Here is a 1,731-nt window from a genome sequence, read left to right as displayed (position 1 = left end):
CGCAACATCTTAATACTTTCTTAATAACTTTTTGAGTTATTTTCACTGATATTATTTTATCTACTTTCTATCAGTAACTTTTTGAAAATTGTAGACTATTTTATAACATTAATTTCAAAGCTTGGCATACTCTAAGTTGAATCTGTATTGCGGAGTTTTCCATTTAAGGTTTTTTCTAGGGCGGTTGTTCAAGTAGTTAGTTGCTTGATTAATATCTTCTTGTGTAACTCGATTAAAGTTACTTGGTTTTGGGAAATATTCTCTAAGTAATCCATTATGATACTCGTTCGATCCTCGCTCATGTGGAGCATATGGATGAGCGAAATATACTTTAATGCCAAAAGTATCTTCTATTGTTCCTACTTTAAAGCGATTTACAAATTCTGTTCCACGATCACAAGTAATGCTCTTGATACCTTTAGGATACATTTTAATTAGCTGATTGATTGCTTTCATCATGGATACAGCGTCTTTTCGTGGAATTTTTATTGCTATATACTGGCGTGTTTTTCGTTCTACAAATGTTGCTAAGCAAGCATTTATACCCTGTTTTGATACTACTGTATCAGCTTCCCAGTGGCCGAATTCTGAGCGGGAATCAATTCCAGAAGGCCTTAAATCAATAGTTCTATCTGTGTAAAAAGATGCATCTGGTCGTCGTAATTTTCTGCCAACAGCTTTTCTCTTGAACCGTTTACCTTTTTGTCGTAATTTTTTTATATCGAATTTAATTATGCCGAAGTAAATCCAATTATAAATGGTTCTAGTGCATACTTTGACACTTTTTATACTATGAGCAATTTGCTCGGGAGAATATTTTTTATTTAAATATTTTAAAATTATTTGAGTATTATGGATCGTGGCTTTTGTGGATGCACCACAGTTCTTTTTACGCATTTTTGCAACATTATTAGCACTAGTAGCTTGATAGCGTAATGCGGCTATGCTATTAGACTTGCGTTGTTCTGAATTACGCTTAATCTCTCTGTGAATTGTAGAACGATGTCTATCTAAACGTTTAGCAATTTCTGAATGGGAAAGTCCTTCGTCAAGATAGGCCTCTATCTTCCCTCTTTCTTCTGGAGATAGGTGTTTATAAGTCATACGAATAAGCTCCTTGTGAATATGTAAATGAATAAAGAAAAGTTACTTAAATAGACTTAGTAACTTTTCTTTATTATTGTTTCTATTTAAAAAGATGTGTTATTTCTTTTGATTTTGGTACTCTACCAGAAAGGACTACTTTTTCGTCAATAACTAATCCTGGAGTTCGAAGAATACCATATTTTTGAATATCCATAATGTTTGTAACTTTTACAATTTCAGCTGATTGATTGGTAAGCTGTAGGGCCTCTTTAACGTTTTTTTCTAGTGTCTGACAATTTTTACAACCTGTACCTAATATCTTGATAATCATGTTTTTTACTCCTTTCAATTTTAAGCGATTAATAAATTAAATCCAAAGCCAATAAGTAAAATTCCTACTAAACAAATACCTATAAAGATAGCCAATAATTTAGGCTTGACCACCTTACTTAACATAATAAGCGAAGGTAAAGAAAGAGTTGTGACGGACATCATAAAGGCAACTAGAGTACCAATTGGAACACCTTTTGCATATAATGCTTCAGCGATTGGGAGTACTCCAAAAATATCGGCATAAATTGGAGTACCAATTATCGTTGCTAATAAAACAGCAAAAGGGTTATCTTTCCCTAAAATTGTTTGAAT

Annotated in this window: 3 protein-coding genes; all 3 read right to left on the bottom strand. The window is 32.6% G+C overall.

The genetic code is table 11. The features are described 5' to 3' along the window. Positions 1 to 114: 114 nt before the first annotated feature. On the bottom strand, positions 115 to 1,104 hold the full coding sequence (locus M2139_RS14215) for an IS30 family transposase (RefSeq protein ID WP_280739513.1): 990 nt from the start codon (positions 1,102 to 1,104) through the stop codon (positions 115 to 117). Between the two features lie 82 nt (positions 1,105 to 1,186). Continuing rightward, the gene (locus M2139_RS14210; protein WP_280739514.1) at positions 1,187 to 1,417 is read right to left on the bottom strand and encodes a thioredoxin family protein; all 231 of its coding nucleotides are present in this window, start codon (positions 1,415 to 1,417) and stop codon (positions 1,187 to 1,189) included. A gap of 20 nt (positions 1,418 to 1,437) precedes the next feature. After that, positions 1,438 to 1,731: permease (locus M2139_RS14205; protein WP_280739515.1), on the bottom strand; the 294-nt coding region annotated here is incomplete at its 5' end.

Source organism: Enterococcus sp. PF1-24 (assembly GCF_029893325.1).
Classification (GTDB): domain Bacteria; phylum Bacillota; class Bacilli; order Lactobacillales; family Enterococcaceae; genus HY326.
This window is presented reverse-complemented; position numbering and strand designations above follow the sequence as displayed.